18 protein-coding genes are annotated in these 17,877 nt (G+C 65.2%); 14 read left to right on the forward strand and 4 right to left on the reverse strand.

Annotated features, from left to right (window positions below; all coding sequences use genetic code 11):
* Positions 1-256: 256 nt before the first annotated feature.
* The 4 genes from HL652_RS21075 to HL652_RS21090 all read left to right on the forward strand — a co-directional run bounded on the left by HL652_RS21075 (position 257) and on the right by HL652_RS21090 (position 4,967).
* Entirely contained in the window at positions 257-1,264 is a 1,008-nt protein-coding gene (locus tag HL652_RS21075) for a hypothetical protein (RefSeq protein WP_171707521.1), read from the forward strand.
* Between the two features lie 713 nt (positions 1,265-1,977).
* Positions 1,978-2,655, forward strand: a complete 678-nt coding sequence (locus tag HL652_RS21080) for a hypothetical protein (protein WP_171707522.1) — start codon at positions 1,978-1,980, stop codon at positions 2,653-2,655.
* 48 nt (positions 2,656-2,703) lie between these two features.
* Entirely contained in the window at positions 2,704-4,620 is a 1,917-nt protein-coding gene (locus tag HL652_RS21085; RefSeq protein WP_171707523.1) for a type IV secretory system conjugative DNA transfer family protein, read from the forward strand.
* 29 nt (positions 4,621-4,649) lie between these two features.
* Positions 4,650-4,967 carry a hypothetical protein gene (locus HL652_RS21090; protein ID WP_171707524.1) on the forward strand — a complete coding sequence of 106 codons (318 nt, stop codon included), beginning with the start codon at positions 4,650-4,652 and terminating at the stop codon, positions 4,965-4,967.
* A gap of 75 nt (positions 4,968-5,042) precedes the next feature.
* Here HL652_RS21090 and HL652_RS21095 read toward each other — a convergent pair whose 3' ends face one another.
* Together HL652_RS21095 and HL652_RS21100 are read right to left on the reverse strand one after the other, a co-directional pair.
* The gene (locus tag HL652_RS21095) at positions 5,043-5,357 is read right to left on the reverse strand and encodes a hypothetical protein (protein WP_171707525.1); all 315 of its coding nucleotides are present in this window, start codon (positions 5,355-5,357) and stop codon (positions 5,043-5,045) included.
* Positions 5,358-5,506: 149 nt separating this feature from the next.
* Positions 5,507-6,307 carry a hypothetical protein gene (locus HL652_RS21100; RefSeq protein WP_171707526.1) on the reverse strand — a complete coding sequence of 267 codons (801 nt, stop codon included), beginning with the start codon at positions 6,305-6,307 and terminating at the stop codon, positions 5,507-5,509.
* 807 nt (positions 6,308-7,114) lie between these two features.
* On the opposite strand from HL652_RS21100, the gene HL652_RS21105 reads away from it, so the two are divergent.
* The 4 genes from HL652_RS21105 (at position 7,115) to HL652_RS21120 (ending at position 9,503) form a co-directional block, all read left to right on the forward strand.
* Complete coding sequence (locus HL652_RS21105; RefSeq protein ID WP_171707527.1) at positions 7,115-7,351, forward strand: hypothetical protein; 237 nt, start codon at positions 7,115-7,117, stop codon at positions 7,349-7,351.
* A gap of 1 nt (position 7,352) precedes the next feature.
* Positions 7,353-7,562, forward strand: a complete 210-nt coding sequence (locus HL652_RS21110) for a hypothetical protein (protein WP_171707528.1) — start codon at positions 7,353-7,355, stop codon at positions 7,560-7,562.
* 12 nt (positions 7,563-7,574) lie between these two features.
* Positions 7,575-8,441, forward strand: coding sequence for an ArdC-like ssDNA-binding domain-containing protein (locus tag HL652_RS21115; RefSeq protein WP_171707529.1), 867 nt, complete (start codon positions 7,575-7,577; stop codon positions 8,439-8,441).
* Positions 8,442-8,726: 285 nt separating this feature from the next.
* Positions 8,727-9,503, forward strand: a complete 777-nt coding sequence (locus HL652_RS21120; protein WP_171707530.1) for a ParA family protein — start codon at positions 8,727-8,729, stop codon at positions 9,501-9,503.
* Positions 9,504-9,892: 389 nt separating this feature from the next.
* On the opposite strand, the gene HL652_RS21125 is transcribed toward HL652_RS21120, so the two are convergent.
* Complete coding sequence (locus HL652_RS21125) at positions 9,893-10,159, reverse strand: glutaredoxin domain-containing protein (protein ID WP_371743658.1); 267 nt, start codon at positions 10,157-10,159, stop codon at positions 9,893-9,895.
* Between the two features lie 234 nt (positions 10,160-10,393).
* Positions 10,394-10,705, reverse strand: a complete 312-nt coding sequence (locus tag HL652_RS21130; protein WP_171707531.1) for a winged helix-turn-helix domain-containing protein — start codon at positions 10,703-10,705, stop codon at positions 10,394-10,396.
* A gap of 360 nt (positions 10,706-11,065) precedes the next feature.
* Between HL652_RS21130 and HL652_RS21135 the strand changes: the two genes are divergently transcribed.
* The 6 genes from HL652_RS21135 to HL652_RS21160 are packed head-to-tail and all read left to right on the forward strand — an operon-like array spanning position 11,066 to position 17,874.
* Positions 11,066-12,259 (forward strand): MinD/ParA family ATP-binding protein, encoded by a 1,194-nt coding sequence (locus tag HL652_RS21135; RefSeq protein WP_171707532.1) that lies wholly within the window; start codon positions 11,066-11,068, stop codon positions 12,257-12,259.
* Positions 12,260-12,277: 18 nt separating this feature from the next.
* Complete coding sequence (locus tag HL652_RS21140) at positions 12,278-12,589, forward strand: hypothetical protein (RefSeq protein ID WP_253743987.1); 312 nt, start codon at positions 12,278-12,280, stop codon at positions 12,587-12,589.
* A gap of 5 nt (positions 12,590-12,594) precedes the next feature.
* Positions 12,595-13,287, forward strand: coding sequence for a hypothetical protein (locus HL652_RS21145; RefSeq protein ID WP_171707533.1), 693 nt, complete (start codon positions 12,595-12,597; stop codon positions 13,285-13,287).
* Entirely contained in the window at positions 13,287-14,738 is a 1,452-nt protein-coding gene (locus HL652_RS21150; protein ID WP_171707534.1) for a hypothetical protein, read from the forward strand. The genes HL652_RS21145 and HL652_RS21150 overlap by 1 nt, the downstream gene beginning before the upstream one ends.
* Positions 14,735-16,381: a hypothetical protein gene (locus HL652_RS21155; protein ID WP_171707535.1), complete on the forward strand. Its 1,647-nt coding sequence runs from the start codon at positions 14,735-14,737 to the stop codon at positions 16,379-16,381. The genes HL652_RS21150 and HL652_RS21155 overlap by 4 nt, the downstream gene beginning before the upstream one ends.
* A complete protein-coding gene (locus HL652_RS21160) occupies positions 16,378-17,874 on the forward strand; it encodes an ATP/GTP-binding protein (RefSeq protein WP_171707536.1) in 1,497 nt (498 codons plus the stop codon). Before HL652_RS21155 ends, HL652_RS21160 begins: the two co-directional genes overlap by 4 nt.
* Positions 17,875-17,877 lie beyond the last annotated feature (3 nt).

The following is a 17,877-nucleotide window of genomic DNA, read 5'->3' on the forward strand; positions in this document are numbered from 1 at the left end:
GCGACAGAACGAGGTGAGGAGCAATCCCAGTACAAGAACCCGGTAGAGCCGGGAGGCTCTTCCGCGTCTTCAAGGAGACGTGCCGATCGTACCTCACGTGGGACTTGATGTCCCGGTTTCGCGCGCAAATACGCCCGTCGGCGTGTCAGATCACTTCGACGACCCGATTTCGGGGCCACAGGATGCCTCAGAGTCGGCGAGCTCGAAGCGGTCCGGCTCATGGAGCCTGGAGGCCCCTGCGGGGGCGTATGCGGCTGTGCCGGCCTGGACGAGCGGCGCCGCGTGGTTCGACGCTGTGATGGATGCTCTGCGCACCCCGGAGGGTGAGGAGCTGCGCCGGCGGGCGAAGGTCGCGCCGGACACGCTGCTGCGGATCGCGCACGCGGACATGCTCGCGGCCGATGCTGACACGGGCCGGGGTGTGTCCACGGCGCACGAAACGGTGGCTGAGGCGATCAGGGTGTGTAAGAAGACGGTGCAGCGCGCCCGGGGTCTGCTAGAAGCACTCGGCCTGGCCGTCTCAATCGTGGAGGGCCGCTACCTCACCGTGGCCGAGCGTAAGGCCGCGCTGAGCGCCCATGGGGGACGTCAGATCAAGGCTGCGTCGGTGCGTGCGTTGACCATGCCGAGACGGTGGGCTGTGGAAAATGTCCACCTACCCCGTAGGGGTGACCTTGATGTTAAAACTCCTGATCTAGAAATTAAACCAACGCGCGCAAACGCGCGTCAATCGGACGCTTCGCGTCCTCCAGCAAAGACGAAAAGGTCAACCCGGTCCCGTTCCCCGAAGTCGGATCAGCCGAGGTCGATTGGTGTGCAGCGGTTCGCTGCGGGGCTGGTGGCACGGATGCGGTGGTTGGCGGATGGGCGGCATATCGGTCAGGTGTGCGCGATGCTCGAGCGCTGCGAGGTCGACCCCGACAGGTGGACGATCGACGCCTTCATGGATGCTCTCGCCACGGGCAACAAGCGTGCCGGCTTCACGGTTGCCGAGCCGGGTGGGCAGCGTGATCCGGTGGCGTATCTGGGGTGGCAGATCCGGAACGCGATTGACCCGAACGAGCCGACGCCGGCCGAGGAAGCTCGCCTCCGCGCCGTCCAGACTCGGGCCGAGCAGGATGCCCGTCGGCGCGAACGTGAAGTCGAAGAAGAACGATGGGCGTCCCGTGATCAGGCGGCAATTGACGAGGCGATCGCTGCGATGCACGAGGCGCATAAGGCTTGGGAACGCTCACGCAGGCCAGGCCGAGGAGGAGCAGCGTGATAGGGAAGGGTTACAGTTCACCAACAAGGTCGATTGCGGCCGCACGTGCCGGCGTGCTGGCTGCGGTCCCGTCCAAGGTGCTAATCGTGACCGTGCATAAAGTCCTGCGCGAGGGGATCTGGCGATCTGTGCGCCTCGAGCTCATGCCCCAGCCGGCGCACGCTCGAGAACTCTCTGCGCGCGGTATGGGCTTTCGGATGGGTGCGGGCTGGCCTATCGTGCAGGGGACGGCTTCTGAACGCCGGCCACGACGCTGACAGCAGCGTTCTCACGCCCCCATCGGGATACTGCGCAGAACTATTCACCAAGCGCGAATACCTTGACGTACCGTTTAGGCCTGATTCCCCCACCACCACACCACCCCCGGCCTTCGGCCGCTTCCCAACCTCCCCCAACTCAGCGATGCAGATTTGATGGAGGTTGGGGAGTAAAGGGGTGGTGTGGTGGTGGGGGAAAACAGGAGAGATGAGAGAGAAGAAAAGAAAGAGTGAATAGGTAGGTGGTGGGGGTGGTGGAGTGAGTGATTCAGGAAGGAGAGATGGAGGAACAGACAGGAATGACGGTGTGAGGTGCGGGTGCCCGGGTGGGTGTGTAGTTACGGGTTGTGACTCGTGTGGGGGGTGTTTCGTCTAGTAATTGTCGGGGGTGCAACGTAGGGTCGGGGTGAAAGGCTCGAGGGGGTACGTGTGCGTTTGACGGAGCGAGACGAGCAGATGGTGGGCTGGTTGGACACGGTCCGGTTGTGTGACATGGAGGCCGTCCGGTTTGCGCTGGGTGGGTTCTCGGGGGCGGGGTCGCCGGTGAGTTTGCGGAAGGCGCAGCAGTGGGTGGCACGGGTCGCGGCGGTGGGTTTGGTGGATCGGCAGCGGTTGACGTTTCGGGATGGGTCGATCGTGTGGGCGACGCATCAGGCGACTGGGAAGGCGGCTCCGAATTTGTATCGGCAGACCACCCGGCACGAGATTGTGGTGGCTTCGGCGTCGGCCCGGTTCGTGTGTCGCGGTTACAGCTGGGAGCGTGACCGGAAGCCGGAGAACAGGAGCGACCATCAGGCGGACGGGGTCGCCGTGCTGGATGGTGTGCGTGAGCTTGTTGAGGTGGAGCTCACTCCGAAGACGGGCGCCAGGTACGGGAAGATCATCGACGATCACGCGCGCCGGCTCGAGCGGGAGGGCTTCGGCCGGGTGATCTACTTCGGGACCCCGACCGCGCTGCGCGCGGCCGGCGCCGACGAACACACCAGAGCCCTCGGCTCTCTCCGGAGCCGCTTTCTGTGGTTGCCGATTCTCGACGCGCGCGGGCAGTGGCCGAAGGATGACGCCGCGGCGTGGGCGCGCATCGATGAGTCGACCGTGAGTGCCGAGCTGGAAGGCGCGCGCACCACCCGCTGACACCCGGCCGCGTGTGTCACGGGGTGGTGCCCGACGAAGGGAGCCGTGATGAGTAACCCCCAGCAGCAGGACCAGGTGCAATCTGATCCGGGCGGTGACGCGCTCACCGCCGTCGTCGTCCTCGCCTTCAAGGTCGTCGTCGCGCTCCTGCTTCTGCCGCTGCTGATCCCGCTGATCGTGGTCGCGGTCTCGGGCGAGATCGTGGCCACCAAGACGAGGTTCTGGCTCGTCTCCCCCTGGCGGTGGGCGATCAACACTGCCGGGGTGCTCCTGGTCGTCGGGCTGCTCGTGGTGGAGGTGCTGCTGGTGGTGCAGTGGGTGAGCTCCGGTGACGCCGAAGCGTTCCGGACCGCACCCGACTGGGCCGACCAGATCCTTCCTACGTTCCTGCCGTGGGCGATCGCGAACCTGGCATCTGGGGTGCTGCTGATCCCGGTGGCTTTGTCGGCGCACCGGCGCCGCATCGCCCGCCGCGTCCGCACCCGCCGCATCTCGGACGTGCTGCGGCAAACCCAGATCGAGCAGGCCCGGAAGCGTGCCGCCGACACGGCGGCCGCGCGCCGGGTCGGCGTGCAGCTCGACGCTGAAACCGGCGCGATCGCCCGCACAACCGACAAGGCACTCACCGCACCCCTGTCTGGTCCGGGCGGGCGGTGGGGGTTCGGGTTCGTGTCGCGGGCGACGGTGAAGAACCTCGAAGAGCGCTTCTACGACGTTCGCCGCGTCCGCGACTGGACCGACACCGATGGGAAGCTCATGATGCTCCCCGCCCACGCCGCCAGCGTCCGCGCGCTTCTCGTCGCCGAATCCGGCACCGGCAAGACGGTGCTTCTGTCCGACCTGATGCTGTGCGCGCTGGAGGCCGGGTGGCCGGTGGTGTTCATCGACGCCAAGGGCGACCCCGCCGACGCCGAGAAGCTCCAGGCCGTCGCCCGCACCCTCGGCCGCACCGCCGAGGTCGGCGGCCGCTGGAACCTGTTCACCGGGACCGCGGACCAGATCACGTCGAAGCTGATGCGGCTGATGCCACCCCCGGACGGCGCGAACCAGTATTACCTCAACGAGATCCGCGGCGTCCTCCAAGTCGTCCAGTCCGTGTCGCCGGTGAGCAGCGTCGACGACCTTCGGGAGCGGCTCACCCGGCCGGAGAACTTCATCGACGACCGCGTCGACCTCGGTATCGTGCTTCACAAGGTCGACCGGGACGGCACCACCGCCGGCGAACGCGCCCTCTCCAGCCTCCTGGTAGAGCTCCGCCCCCTCCAGCAATGGATTGGGCCCGACGGCTGGTCCTACGCCAACCCGCAGGCCGACATCCGGATCGTGCCCCTTTCCCCCATTAGCGACACCCAGGCCCGCCTCGGCGACCTCCTGCTGCTGGATCTCCGTAACTACCTCGCCACCCGGCTCGAGCAGCGCGACAAGACCCCCACCCTCGTCGTCGTCGACGAGTTCCCTCAACTCGTCACCGGCGCCACGGACCCTGGCGACACCGCGACCAGCCTCTATGAGACCGCCCGCTCCGCCGGCATGGGCCTCATCCTCGTCGCCCAATCCGTCGCCGGCCTCTCCCGCGACGAGATCTCCCGCCGCCGCGCCCTTTCCTCCGGCGCCGCCCTCATCTTTGGCCGCTCCAAAGACCCCGAAGACGTCGTCCAGTACGCCGGCACCGTCATGCAGATGGAAGCCTCCGGCGCCGCCACCGGCGAAGAACTGAAGTCCGGGCGCGCCCAGCACACCTTCCTCGTCCCACCCCAAGACGTTCGTGAAGCCGCCGACGGCGCGTTCTGGATCGTCCAAGCCGGCGGCATCGCACCCTTTCGCGCTCTCCCCACCCGTCAGGCCACCCCCACTCCCCCACCACAGTTCGATCCCCCAGTCGCCGACGAGGTTGAGTCAGTTGAGGGCGACGTCGATCCAGTCGGGGCCAGTGACACTCCGAACACCGTCGAGGAACGTAGCTGATATTCGAAGATATGTTCTAATGTGGCGGGATGCGAAGCAATCGTCGATATGGGTCGGACCTCACCGACAAGGCGATCAACGCATTCCTGACACGCTCGAAACCGATCTCTCTCACCGAGGCGGAGAGGAAGTCCACCGGTGACGCGGTCGAGCAGCCGCCTGCAGACAATAGCCCGCGCGTGCTCGCCTGGGTGCGATATCCGGAATCGACCGTTCAAGTCTCAGGACGAGTTGTTGCGTTCAACGACCGCATGGTGCTGGTCGAGTGGGACACACAGGGTGGCGGGACCCAACAGGCGTGGGTGTGGCGCTCAGCCGTGACCGTGCCCACGCCGCGGTCCCGCTGAGCGCTGCTCCCTCCCTGGTGGCCAACGCCAGCAGGCAAAGGATTTCGCGCCGCCGGCCAAAACCGGCGCACGGCCCTACTCGGCCGATTTTTCCTCGTGCACCGACATCCACACGTCCCACAGCAAGGGCGCTTCCTTGACGCGGCGGTTTGCAATCGCGTCTCGGCGGATGGCCTGCAGCGCGCGAATCTCGGGCTCTGTCGCCTTTACCTCCTGGAAGAACAGGTAGAGGTTCGCGTCCGAGAGCTCGGTAACCTTGCGTTCGCCCTTGTGCCTGGCTGACGCCGAAGGGTTGGCGGCAAAGATTTCACGCAGCGACGGGTGACGTGCGGTGATGTCGTCGATCTGCTTCGCGGAGAGCGCGGAATTGAAGCACAGCTGCTCGACCACGAGGGGATCCTCGTCATGTACCAGGGCATCCAGCACCGCAGGAGCTAGGTCCTCCCGCCACGCTAAGAGGGACTTGTCTTGCTGGCTACCGTGGGTAGCAACCCAGAGGTCGCTACCCACGTCGCCGTTTTTCGGGTCGGTCATTCCAGCTAGAGCCCGATGACCCCAGTCGGGAACTTGCAGCGGTAGGCACCAGGCGTCGGCTCCTTGCACTTCTCCGAAACCGCGGTCCTAAAGCCCACATCCGAAGTGCCGTCGCCGGAGGGCTTCTGGTACCTGATCTGGTACCCAATCTGGAATGTCTTGCCGTAGCTACTCCAGTGGTCAGTCCAGTGCTGCGTTCCGCCAACGGGCCAGTACACGGCGTCGCTGTCGCCTGCCGCGGCACCGTTCACCCACACGCGAGACCACACCCACGCGTTCCCGATCTCGTCACCCCACCGGGTGAAGTTAAGGTCGGTTTGCGTCTGAGTTTCGCCGGGGCTCGTCGTGATCCGGACCTCAACCCAAGAAGTCGTCCAGCAGATCAATACGTCCCCAATCACGCAGTGCTGGTACTCGGAGCGCCAAACCATCTGCCACCCATAGAGGCTGTTGACCGGGTATCCATACTCGAGCGAGCCGATCCAGGGGTCCGGCGGGGTGCTCCTCGCTACGACGCTGCTCTCAACAGAAGCCGGTCCCGAGGAAGTTGCCCCGCTGCCCGTCGTGATGGCCTCTGCCGCCTCAGGACTCAGCGCGTTGAGGTCAATTGCCTCACCCTCGGCGGCGGCCGATGCGCTCGCCTCCAGGACATCGACGAGATCGGAATCGTTGAGCTCTGATAGCTGTGAGAGGGGCACTCCTGACGGATCCTCTCGCGCCACCTCGGCAGCGCCCAGGAAGAAATCGGCGGCACCCTCCGCCCCGTTGGAGTCCACAATCGAGTCGAACGTGCTGACGAAAGGCATGCCCTCAGTCGACAGGAACTCGATCTCGCCGTCATTGTCCTTGGCGTGACTCGCGGCAACACCGCCCGAGACAACGAGGGCCGAAGCGATGAGAACCCCCAGCCCACCCCTCGTGAATATTCTTCGAGAATTATTTGCGCGCATGCGCTTGTCCCCCAAATTAGTGTCCGCTGATCAAGTGACCGTCTGGCTGCAATCTAACGGTCCCACGCTCCGACATTCAACACTTGACGATCAGTCCGCACTTTAATACGGAAGGTTTGACGTCGAGTTAGGCGGCGGCGCTGATCGAGTTCGACGACGACGCCACCGTCGCGGGCCTGATCGGCGTACGAGACCGACAACACTGGTGCGGAGGATGCCGGGCTGGTCGAGGATGACACGGCGGAGGCTGATGGCGACGGCTTCGACGACTCCGAGGAGTAGCCACCAGACCGGGCTCGGATCGGCAGCCGCCGCTCCCCTACCGATCCGAGCCCACTCACCCGCGCCGGCACGGAGGCCGGCACACCACACACCTGGTTCACCGCTCCCCTGTGCCGGGGGCAGACGGGACGCCGGCGCTGCCGGCGTGCAGCTTTTCTGGTGATCGAGCCGCTGCGCGGCACTGCTCTTGCTGGGGGTGTTTTTGTGCTTTCCGGCTGCCGATCGTAGCTCGCTCCGCCCCTCGCGTTCCCACAACCTCAGACGCGCCCCTGCGGGGCTTATTTCGCCCGAGATTCTGGGCACTCCAGGGGCTCCCGCTCGCAATCGATTCTCTCGCCGGAAGGCACAGAAAAATTGTCAGCGAATCAGGGAGAGCCCACCATGACCGACCTCGAGATCATCCTCCGCAACGAGATGGTGAAGTACCTCGTCCAGAAGACCATCCTCTGCCCCGGCACCGGCGAAGTCCTCGACGTCCGCACCTGCATCATCCTCAACGACGCCGAGGGCGACCCGGTGGCGGTCCTCTCCCCCACCGGCTGGGCGCGCATCACCCCGGAGAACCGCGAAGTCTTCGCCGAACGAGGAATCACCGTCGACGACCGGCAGGGAGCCTGACGTGCTATCCCTGACCACCCCCGACGGCCGCACCATCACCGCAGACACCGACGTGGAGCTCGCCTCCCGCTGGCTCGACGCGCAGCACGGCGACAACTGGGCGGACGGACTCATCCCGTTCGACGAACACGACGCCATGAACTCAACCATTGAAGAGCTCGCCCTCATGCAAGACGGCCTCTTCCCCGGCTACACCGTCACCGAACACTGAAGGAGCCAACTCATGCCCACCCGCAGCAGCGTCACCGCCGACGAACGCGAAGCCCAAGCCGAAGCCCTCCACGAGAACATCGCCACCCAGGTCGAAGCCCTCCGCCACACCGCCGCCTGGGAACGATTCCTCCAGTTCGCCCGAGCATTCCACAACTACAGCCTCAACAACGTTTTGCTGATCCTCTCCCAACGCCCCGAAGCCTCCCGCGTCGCCGGATTCCGGAGATGGCAGGAACTCGGCCGCCAAGTCCGCAAAGGCGAACGCGCCATCCGCATCTTCGGCTACTCCACCAAGAAGACCACCGAAGAAGACGACAACGGCGACGAGGTCGAAACCATCACCCGCCGCTTCCCCATCCTGTCCGTCTTCGACATCAGCCAAACCGACGTCATCGACGGCGAGACCGACCCAATGCAGCTCGTACGGCCCCTCACCGGAGTCGAGGACCACGGCTTCTCCGCCGCACTCACCAACTACCTCACCGGTGAAGGCTGGGACGTGCGCCACGAACCGATCCCCGGCGACACGAACGGATATGCCAGGCCCGCCGATCGTACAGTGACCATCGACGCCAACCTCTCCCCCGAACACACCGCGAAAACACTCATCCACGAAACCGCGCACATCCTCCTCGAGCACGTCGACGACCTCGAGGACTACGCTGAACACCGCGGCATCGCCGAGACCGAAGCCGAAAGCGTCGCCTACGTCGTCGCCGGCCTTCTCGGGTTCGACACCAGCGCATACAGCATCGGCTATATCGCCGGGTGGGCCGACGGCGACACCGACACGATCCGCGCGACGGCCAACCGCGTCCTCCGCACCGCCGACGCCATCATGGACGCCCTGGCGGGTGACGACGAGCTGGAGGACTGAGGGACGTCGGCGGGGGGACTCTGCCCCCTCGCGCTCCCCCGCTGATGATTGCCTAATCATTATGGCTTGACGTAATTATTTACTCGAGACGTGATTGCCGCGTGGCGTCGAAATGCGAGATAAATACGTCCAGATAGAAATAATGGCGGAAAGGCGGAAAGACGCAAGGACGTAATGACGTAAGAACGGAAAGGCGGAATGAATGAAAGAGGGAAAGACGTATGTCTATACAGATGGTCAGATCAATCGCCGTTAGGCTGCGAAGAGTAAGAGAGGAGCTCGTGGATGACGCAAGTCACAGCAGTCGGCAACCGCAAAGGCGGTGTCGGCAAGACATCAGTGACTTTGGGGTTGGCTCAGGGCCTAGCGCTACTCGGTAGAGAGGTGCTGCTGGTCGACGTCGATCCCCAAGCCGACCTGACCGACACACTTGGGGTGGAGGGCGAATACAACGTCTTCGACGTGCTTTACGCGGGCGAGGACGGAACCCTGGGCCAGGCTGTGGTGGCGAGCGAGTGGCCACATATCGACGTTGTTCCCGGTTCCTCGGATGTTGCTCGGATCGATACCGAGCAGCTAACTGCACCCGAGCAGCGCCTTAAGGGTGCCATCGCCGGCGCGGGGGAGTTGGCGAAGTACGACCACATCCTGATTGACACGCCGCCGGCTATTGGGCGGCTGACGCTGAATGGACTGATTGCAGCTGACACGCTGGTGGTAGTGACGGAACCAGGCCGATTCTCTGTGCGCGGCGTACAGGAGTACCTGGCCACCGTCGAGAAGGTACAGAAGGCCTCCTACCTCAATCCGGGACTTCGGGTCGGCGGCATTGTCATCAACAAGTTTCAGACCAATCCGAAGACCGCTGAGCAGGCATTCCAGGTGCAGCAGATTCAGGAGACATTTGGCGAGCTCGTGCTGGACCCGATCCTGCCGCTGCGCACCGCGATCCCGGACTCGCAGAGCGCAGGCACGCCACTAACCAAAGTCAGCACTAGGGGAGCAATGCACCTGGTCGAACACTTCGTGGAACTGGCACGCAAGATTGAGCGGAGCAAATAATGGCGAAACTGGAACGTCGGTCCCTGACCAAGGCGCCTCGAGAAGACATCGTGGACGCCTTCACCCGCCCAACTGATCCGTCAACCACGTCGGAAACCCGGCCCGCTTCCGAAGTGGGGGACAAGGGGGCCGCCATCCATGACGCAGAAGTACAAGGGGTTCCGGCTATTGAGCCAGAGGACAATTCGATTCAGGCCCCATCGGAGCCTGTCGTGAGGCGCGGACCGGGACGGCCCCGATCCCGCCGACGAATGGAACCGTTCTCCTCGAAAATCGAGATTGACCTAAGGGACGAGGTCGACCGCTTCTTGGCTCAAAACGATATGACGATGGTCGACTTCATCGACGAGGCCTTCCGAACCCGAATGAAGCGACAGCGATAAATACGTCTAGACAGAATTAACCCCGTCCTTCGATACATTGTCGGCCTCACGTCGGCGCGACTCTCCCACAATTAGGTCGGGCCGAAAGCCACTCCATACAGTCGTGCCAGCGACGACGACGGGCATCTGATGGAACCCGCGGGAACGGAGGACGTCTGCAGCTGCAGGGTCGAGATCGACATCGACGTACTCGTATGGAACGTCCTTGATCTCTAGCGTCCGTCGTGTCGCTGCGCATTGTGGGCAATCGGCCTTGCCGTAAACGGTGACCATGATGCCTCCTCCCTGACATTCCGAAGTGCCAAAACCGGCACGAGCATCGAGAGTGAGTGGGAGGTGTGTAGTGCCGAGCTCCTCGAGCGAAATAAGCCCCGGAGGGGCGCGTTCGAGGAGGTTGGAACGGAGCGCCGGAAGCGAACTACGATGTGGCTGCCGGTCTTGGCACCAGACGCTCCGCGCCAGCGGGGGAGTGGCGCTGACGCGCACAGCGTCGGTCAGATCGGTAGTTCAGCGGACCATCCATGACCACAGCAGGCTGAGGTCGTCGACGAACTTGCCGCGGTCTGCGGAGTAGCGGACAGTCCGGCCATTTCGGTGGCCGTCGACATCGGCCGTGACGTAGCCGGCCGCCTCGAGGTCGGTGAGCGACACGCGCGCGGAGGCTGGGCTGACGCCCGTCGCTGCCGCGATCTGCAGCACGGTAGATTTCGGGTGATCCAGCAGAAACCGCAGCGTCATCATGCGCGAGCTGCCGGAGATTGAGCGATACGCGACCTCAGCGCGCTCGGGCATGTCGGACGGTTCACGTCTGCTCGGCATACCTCCATTGTGCCCCGACCCCTTCTGCCACCTCGATGGCCGAGAAGGTAGGTCCCCAGGCCTGCCCAAGGTAACGTCGCATTACCTCTTAGTCGAATTACAAGCTGCCGAAATGGCGACAGATGTCGATGGGTGGGGTTACCCTGATGAGACGTAACCACAACGGGGGGTGTCATCGATGGCGACTACAAGAGAAACACCAGTAAATCCGGTCATAGGTGTTCCGCAGGATCGGTTCAGAGACCACCGAGCGAGCTGTCGGTCACCTTGCGGCAGCTCGAAAGGTGGTCCCGCTCGAGGGCAAGCCTTTTCGGTCAGCTATCACTTTCATGCGTACGAAAGAGACTTGGAGTCCCAAAGATGAGTTCAGAACCTGTCAGCGATTCACGCACATCGCACTTCTCAGGCGCCTTCCAAGCGGCTGGCTACGTCGAGGAGGCAAGCGCCACGACCGCGCTGCACGCGGTGCCCGGGGTCGTGCCTGCGGAGGCTGAGTCAGCAGGCGCGCGGACCGAGATCGTGGACGCAGTGGAAGCCAACGAGGAACCCGTTCGCGCGATAGGAGCTCATGCTGGTCCGATCACCGACGCAGAGCTGCAAGCTGAGCTCGCACCGGAGCCGGTAGACGACTTGGCGGTCATCAGCACGATCGAACGCGCTCCGTCCGCCACCCAAGGGTGGCGCGGCGCGTTGAACAAGCTCGGCTTGCATGTGGCCCCGGGAGCGGGGGAGCAGCGGCAGCTCGCTGCTGCCGCTGAGCTCGGAAACTGGGAGACCATCATTCGGCAGTTCGTCGGCACCGAAGCGGTCGGTGTCCTCGTGGCCAACCCAAAGGGCTCGAGCGGGAAGACGCCCACGTCGATCGTGCTTGGCGGGCTCATCGCCACGATCCGCGGCGGCTCCGTCGCGGTCCTCGAGGTCTCGGACGACCGGGGAACGCTCTCATTCCGTGCCGAGGGCAACCCCAACCGAGGTGTCGCTGAGTTGGTGCGCGACGCCGCTGGCATCCGCAGCGCCGGCCAACTCGCCGGCTACACCGCTCCACAGACCAGTTACGCCTCGATCATCGGCTCCGTCGGGAACCGGGCCCCGCTGACCCGTGACGACGTCGTGGCGGCGGCACGAGTGATCGACGAGTTCTACGCCATCAGGGTGATGGACTCCGGGAACCAACCCACCAGCTCGGCATTCGCCGGAGCGATCGAGACCACGGATGCCCTCGTCGTGCCGGTCCTGAACTCCGCCGATGTCGTCCTCGAGGCCATCGCCATGCTCGACCGCCTCCGCTCCGAGTCACCCAAGGGCGCGCAGCTGGCAAACACGGCGATCATCGTCCGTCTCGTCGATGGCCGCCCGGAAAACCCGCAGCTGGTCGCACGTCTGGACAACATCATCGACCGGGCCGCAGTCGGGGGAATGTTCACGATCCCCTACGACCCCCATATCGCCGAACGCGGCCAGATCACCCTCAGCAAAGTCGCCCCGGCCACTAGGGCGGCATTTACCGCCGCCGCTGCCGCGGTGATCCAAACGATCCAGAAGAACACCAAGTAGGCCAGAAGGAGCAACCTCATGAGCGTCATCACCCGCGCCTTAGCGATCGACAACCCCATCGAAGGCGTCATCCCGGACTTCTCCATCTTCGGTGCCGAGTTCACCGCCCTCTGGCAGAAAGTCCTTGCCGGCCTGTGGGGTCTGGCAATCATCTGCGCGATCGTCTTCCTTCTGATCAACGTCGCATCCATGGCCACCGCTTCGGCTGGAAGCAACCCGGTCGAGTACAAAACCAGTCGCACCCGTGCGCTCGTCTCGGGGATTTCGCTCGGCATCCTCGCCGCCCTCGCCGTCATCGTGGGAGCGATCCTGGCCGTCTTCGGAAGCTGACCCGCGTGGCCCGCACCGAAGCGCGCCCGCCGCGCAGGATCTGGCCCTGGTTCCTCGCCGGCGCCGCCGTCATCGCCGCCGCCGTGATCGTGCTCGTCGTCACGCTCCGCCCCGTACCCACGGACGTCCCCGTCGACGCAGCACCACCACCGACGCCGACACCGACCAGCACCCTCGTGACCGACGCAGAGCCCACGGGATGTCTCGGCGGCCCCGGCAGAGACGCGGACATGCTCCTCGCCGCACAAGCAGCAGCACCACACACCACCAACGGGGCCGTCGAAGTCGCCGCGGCAATGGTCCGCTGGACCTTCCGCTACCCGGGCCCTGACAGCGCCGAAGCGAACCAAGTGGGTGACGCGATCGTCGCATCAACGGCCTCTCCCGAGTTCGCTGACCTCGCCAGCGCGGCGGCCGCCAATCCGAACCCGTCGCGAGGCGTGGTTCCGGACGGGACTGAGTTCTACCTGTCCACGGTTCCCGGCGTTTGGCATGTCGAGTCTGCGGAGGCCAACCGAGCTGAAATCTCCATCGGTTCTGCGTACGTCATCGACGGCGCGCTCAGCCCGCAGCTCCGATCGGTTTCGACCTTTGAGCTCGTGTGGCAAGGCGGGATGTGGAAGCTTGAAGGTGGGTCGTTTTCCCGCTCCACTCAGGACCTCTACGCGATCGGCACCACCTTCACTGGAGGTTGCTGATGGTTGTAGAAAAGCCAGAATGCACGAACCCGTTCGAGTGCGCCTCTGACGGCATCGGCGACGCCATCAACGGCGGGCGCGATGTGTTCGGATTCTTCTCGGATCCGTGGGGGAAGACGTTCGAGGCGATGCGTGACGCTTCGAAGAGCCTCGCGAACGACCTGCTGCCGGCGCTCACCTCCGCAACCCTGCCCGATCTGACGGTCGACTGGTTCATCAGCGCCTACGCGATCTCCTTCGCTACCGCGATCCTCGTGATGATCGTCATCTTGCTCGCGCAGCTCGTGCGCACGGCACGAGGCCACCAGTCCGGACGGGCTCTCGCAGGGTCCCTTGGCCTCTACACGCCCCTGTTCCTGGGTGGGGCGATGTTCGGGCCACTGATCGGGTGGATGCTTGTCGGCTTTTTCCACTCTCTCTCGAATGTGTTCATGAGCTGGGGCATCACAGGCAGTGTCGACGACACCATCAACGGGTTCCAGACCATGCTCGACGAGGCTGACCCGACTGGCATGGCCGGGGGAGTGCCCGTCGCCGCGATTCTCATGGTGCTGATGCTGATCGGACTGCTGCTGGTCCTGTGCATTCTGATCGTGCAGCTCGTCGCGCTCTACTTCATGGGTGTGATCGTGCCACTCGGAATCGTGTGGATCATCGACGAGAATCACCGCCGCTTCGGCCTGCGCGTCGTCGGCCTCTGGGTCGGCATCCTCGCCTCCCACCCGCTGTTGTTCCTTCTGCTCGGGGTGGCGTTTCAGATGATGGGCTCGAGCGTGAACACCTTCGGGAACAACGCCTCCCTCAAATCCCTCGTCAACCTGGTCGTTGCTGTCATCGCGCTGTTCATCGCTGCGTTCTCACCCCTGCTGTTGAAGAGCTTCGCGCCGGTCATCCCCCTGGGAACCGGTGGGAGTAACGGAGCTGGGAAGAATCCTGGCTCGTGGGGATCAGACAGTCTCAGCACAGTCACCGAGAAGCAACACCCCGAGGTCATCCAGCAGGCCGCGCCTACGAGCTCGTCCCAGGCCACACCTGCTGCGGCCGAAGCGCCCGCCGTCGTCGGGGCAGGGAGCGGGGGCCTCAGTGCGGCGGCCGCCGAACGTGTCGGCGGCTTCACCGGCGCCGTGGCCGGCCCGGCAACCGGTGCGAGCTCAGCGGGAACCAGCGCCGCATCCAGCGGTGTCGGAACGGCCGCCGGTGGCGCAGCGGCTGGCGTATCCGGCGCTGCAGCTGGTGTGGCAGGTGCGGGAGAAGGGATCGCGGCCGGGACCGCCGCTGTCGGCTCGGGGGAGTCCGCGACCGGTGCCGGGGCGGTGATCGGTGTCCCGACGTTGATCGCTGCGGGTGCGATCGCTGCCGGAGCGAAGGTGGGCGAGAAGGCGGTCGAGTTCACGGACGCGGCCGCGCAGCAGTCGCTGGACACGATGGATGACGAAGGAGAGGGCCTGTGAGCACCGACCTACACAGCGACACCGCCCGCCACATTGGCGGCGAATCCGCACACCGGTCCTTCTTCGGCGGCACCGTCTCCAGAACCCGCATCATCGGCCTCGGCGCCGCGTTCTTCGCGATGCTGCTCCTCACCCCACTGTTCGGCATCTGGGGTCTCACCATCGGCCTCGTCGGCGGGCTGACGGTGTTTTTCCTCACCCAGCGCACCCACCGCGGGTCGATCCTGGACCGGCGCACGAAGCGTGTGAGGTGGCGGTCGAGGGTCAAGACGGGCACGGACGCGTTCGAACCATTCGATGTTGCCGAGTGGGACCAGCGTGAACAGGCCGCCGCCCATGCCAAAGGCCGCGCGGAGAAGCGGGCGACCGCGCGGGCACTGACGGCGATGCGCGGGAACCCGGACGGTGCGGACGGGATGGGCTGGCTGCAGTGCGGGCCCAACGAGCCCGGCATCGCCTGGCACGCCCCTCTCGGTGAACAGCCGTACTTGTCGGTGACATTCAGTGCGACCGGGCAGGTGTCGGGGTCGGAGTCGTCCGCGAAACTCCGCCGCGCCGCCGAAGCGTTCGGCATGTTCCTCGCCTCCCGGGCGACACCGATGAACCTGGTGGGGGATGTGCAGATGACGACGCGGGTGCTGCCGGCGGACTCGGCGATGCAGGAATTCTGGGTACTCTCCGCCCTCGACCCGGACGCCCCCGCCGAAGCCGTCGCATCGTATGAGACGGTGCTGCGGCTGAACAGCGAAGACGCCATGGTGCAACGCCACTACTTCACCATCTCCTGGCCCCTCACCCCCGCGTTCCACGACACTGCCGCCAAGTACGGAGCCGGCCGGGACGGTTGGCGTCTGCTGATGCGGCAAGAGATAGCGTCCGCGCTCCGCGGCCTCACTGAAGCGCGCGTAGGCCAGGTCGAGGCCCTCACCGCACGTCGGCTCACGGCTGTGCTGCTGCATCAGCAAAACCCGTCCCGACCAATCGACCACGTCAAAGGAGTCGACCCCGCCAGGGTCGGGATCAGATCGCATGACGAGTACTCCGCGCACGTCGTCGACGACGCAGACCCGGTCATGGGTAACCCCGTGCAGTGGTGGCACAGGACGGCAGCAATCCGGTCGGAGAACATGGCCATGGGCGCCCGCCGTCAACTCTGGGCCCTGGACCTCCTGACCGGTTCCGACATCCGCTTCATCCGTACGCTCTCCTTCCACCTTCACCTCGTCCCCAAGGGTGAGGCGAAAGCAGCGACTGCGAAAGACGTCACCCGGGACAACGCAGACACGCTCGATGACGTCCAGAAGGGACGTGTCCAGAACGATGAGACGGCCGCCAACCTGTCGGCCGCGAAGGTTCGTGCCCGCGACTTGGCCCACGGATCTGCACACCACGGCGGTACCTGGATCGGGTACGTCACCATTACCGAACGTGACCGAGACGCGCTGATGCGCGCCTCCCGCGCGCTCGAGGAGACCTGCGCGACAGGTCTCGGCATCGAACGGCTCGAGTGGCAGGACTCCTACCAGGCCGCTGCGTCCGGGACGACCTGGCCTATCGGCCGTGGCCTCACCCCCGGCCGGGTGTCGGTCGGGTCACGGTTCATGAACGCCCTCGCGGGCAAGACCGAAAGGGAAGCCCTGTGAGTACACACGCCGACACCACCCCCAAAACCGAACCCTCACATGCCGCACCCGTCGCAGCGCGGCGCTGGCACACGCTTCCGGTGTTGCGGGCGTTCGCGCCGCCGGTCGAGACCGCCGCGCGGATCGACACCACCACCGGTGAGGCCCGCGAGATCATCCCCTGGCAGCAACCCGGCGCCCGACTCCGCACCAAGCTCGGAGCAGCTCGCCGAGGCTTCTACGCCCCCGCCCTTCCGGGCGCTCCGACATCGACGCGGCAGGCCGAGATCCTCAACACCGCGATCATCGGCGCCCCCACCGGCACCAACGGTGTCGTCATCGGGCGGGACGTCCTGTCGCGGACGATGATCGCCCACGACCCCGTCACCGCCTACAACGCCACACCCCGCCTCGTCTCCTCCCCGAACGTCGTCGTGATCGGCGACGTAGGCTCCGGGAAATCGTCCCTGACAAAGACCGTGTACGTGATTAGGCCGCTGTTGCTGAACCGGCGGCGGGCGTGCGTGTTCGACAAGAAGGACCGCGGGGGAGAGGGAGAGTACGCGGAGCTCGCCCGCGCGTATGGGCACGAACCGATCAAGTTCGCCGTCGACGGCACCGGCACCCGCCTGAACCTCCTCGACCCGATGGTCAGCCGCGGCACCGGCATGACCGGGCAGATGCAACTCCTGAACGTCGTCGCCCGCCTCGCCCGCGAAGACCAGGCCCTCAACGAATGGGAAGAAGAATCCCTCCGTGCCGCGCTACGCCGCACCGTCACCGAACGCGAGGACGGCCGCACCCCCACCCTCGCCGACGTCCTCCCGAACCTCTCCCGCGTCGCCGACATGACCGACTACGACGGCCTCTCGCCCCAAGCAATCGACGCTCTGCATCAGGCGGGCCTGTCGGTGCGGTTCACCCTGAACACGCTCCTGCAGGACTACGGCGGACTCCTCGACGGCGAGACGTCGAAGAACGTCGACCTTCGCGGGAAGCTCACCGCATTCGATATCTCCCAGTTGCCCGATCAGGGGCCGGCGGTGCCGGCGGTGATGGCGATCGGACACATGTGGCTTCTTGGTCGGCTCCGCGAAGACCGGGGATGGGCCACCAACTGCCTCTACGAAGAGGGCTGGCACATCGCCGCCGGCCCCTCCGCGCAGCTCGCCCGCTCCAACCAAAAACTCTCACGAGGCCTGGGCCTGTCGAACGTGTTCGTGTTCCACAAAGGCACCGACATCCCGCCCGGATCGCCTGGCATGGCCATGATCCAAGAGGCCCAGACCGTGCACGTGCACCGGCAAACCCTCCGCGAAGACGCCCTCTGGGCCGCCGGAACGTTCGGGTTCGGGGCCGACACGGCCGGCCAGATCGAGCGCCTCGCTGACGGGCACCATATCTTCAAGTACTCCTCCCGCCCGGAAACACTCGTGCAGCACATCCGGTCCCCGTGGGAGACCAGGATCACCGACACCGATGAAGCGTTCCGATCCGCCGGCGCCCTCGCCTGAAGC

This window comes from Herbiconiux sp. SALV-R1, assembly GCF_013113715.1.
Taxonomy (GTDB): domain Bacteria; phylum Actinomycetota; class Actinomycetes; order Actinomycetales; family Microbacteriaceae; genus Herbiconiux.

Excerpts from the sequence above, each read along its gene's own strand:
- HL652_RS21090 (WP_171707524.1), top strand. The coding sequence starts at position 4,650 with ATGCGAAGCAATCGTCGATATGGGTCGGACCTCACCGACAAGGCGATC.
- HL652_RS21105 (WP_171707527.1), top strand. The coding sequence starts at position 7,115 with ATGACCGACCTCGAGATCATCCTCCGCAACGAGATGGTGAAGTACCTC.
- HL652_RS21115 (WP_171707529.1), top strand. The coding sequence starts at position 7,575 with ATGCCCACCCGCAGCAGCGTCACCGCCGACGAACGCGAAGCCCAAGCC.
- HL652_RS21140 (WP_253743987.1), top strand. The coding sequence starts at position 12,278 with ATGAGCGTCATCACCCGCGCCTTAGCGATCGACAACCCCATCGAAGGC.
- HL652_RS21085 (WP_171707523.1), top strand. The coding sequence starts at position 2,704 with ATGAGTAACCCCCAGCAGCAGGACCAGGTGCAATCTGATCCGGGCGGT.
- HL652_RS21080 (WP_171707522.1), top strand. The coding sequence starts at position 1,978 with ATGGTGGGCTGGTTGGACACGGTCCGGTTGTGTGACATGGAGGCCGTC.
- HL652_RS21100 (WP_171707526.1), bottom strand. The coding sequence starts at position 6,307 with ATGCCTTTCGTCAGCACGTTCGACTCGATTGTGGACTCCAACGGGGCG.
- HL652_RS21135 (WP_171707532.1), top strand. The coding sequence starts at position 11,066 with ATGAGTTCAGAACCTGTCAGCGATTCACGCACATCGCACTTCTCAGGC.
- HL652_RS21150 (WP_171707534.1), top strand. The coding sequence starts at position 13,287 with ATGGTTGTAGAAAAGCCAGAATGCACGAACCCGTTCGAGTGCGCCTCT.
- HL652_RS21125 (WP_371743658.1), bottom strand. The coding sequence starts at position 10,159 with ATGGTCACCGTTTACGGCAAGGCCGATTGCCCACAATGCGCAGCGACA.
- HL652_RS21130 (WP_171707531.1), bottom strand. The coding sequence starts at position 10,705 with ATGCCGAGCAGACGTGAACCGTCCGACATGCCCGAGCGCGCTGAGGTC.
- HL652_RS21120 (WP_171707530.1), top strand. The coding sequence starts at position 8,727 with ATGACGCAAGTCACAGCAGTCGGCAACCGCAAAGGCGGTGTCGGCAAG.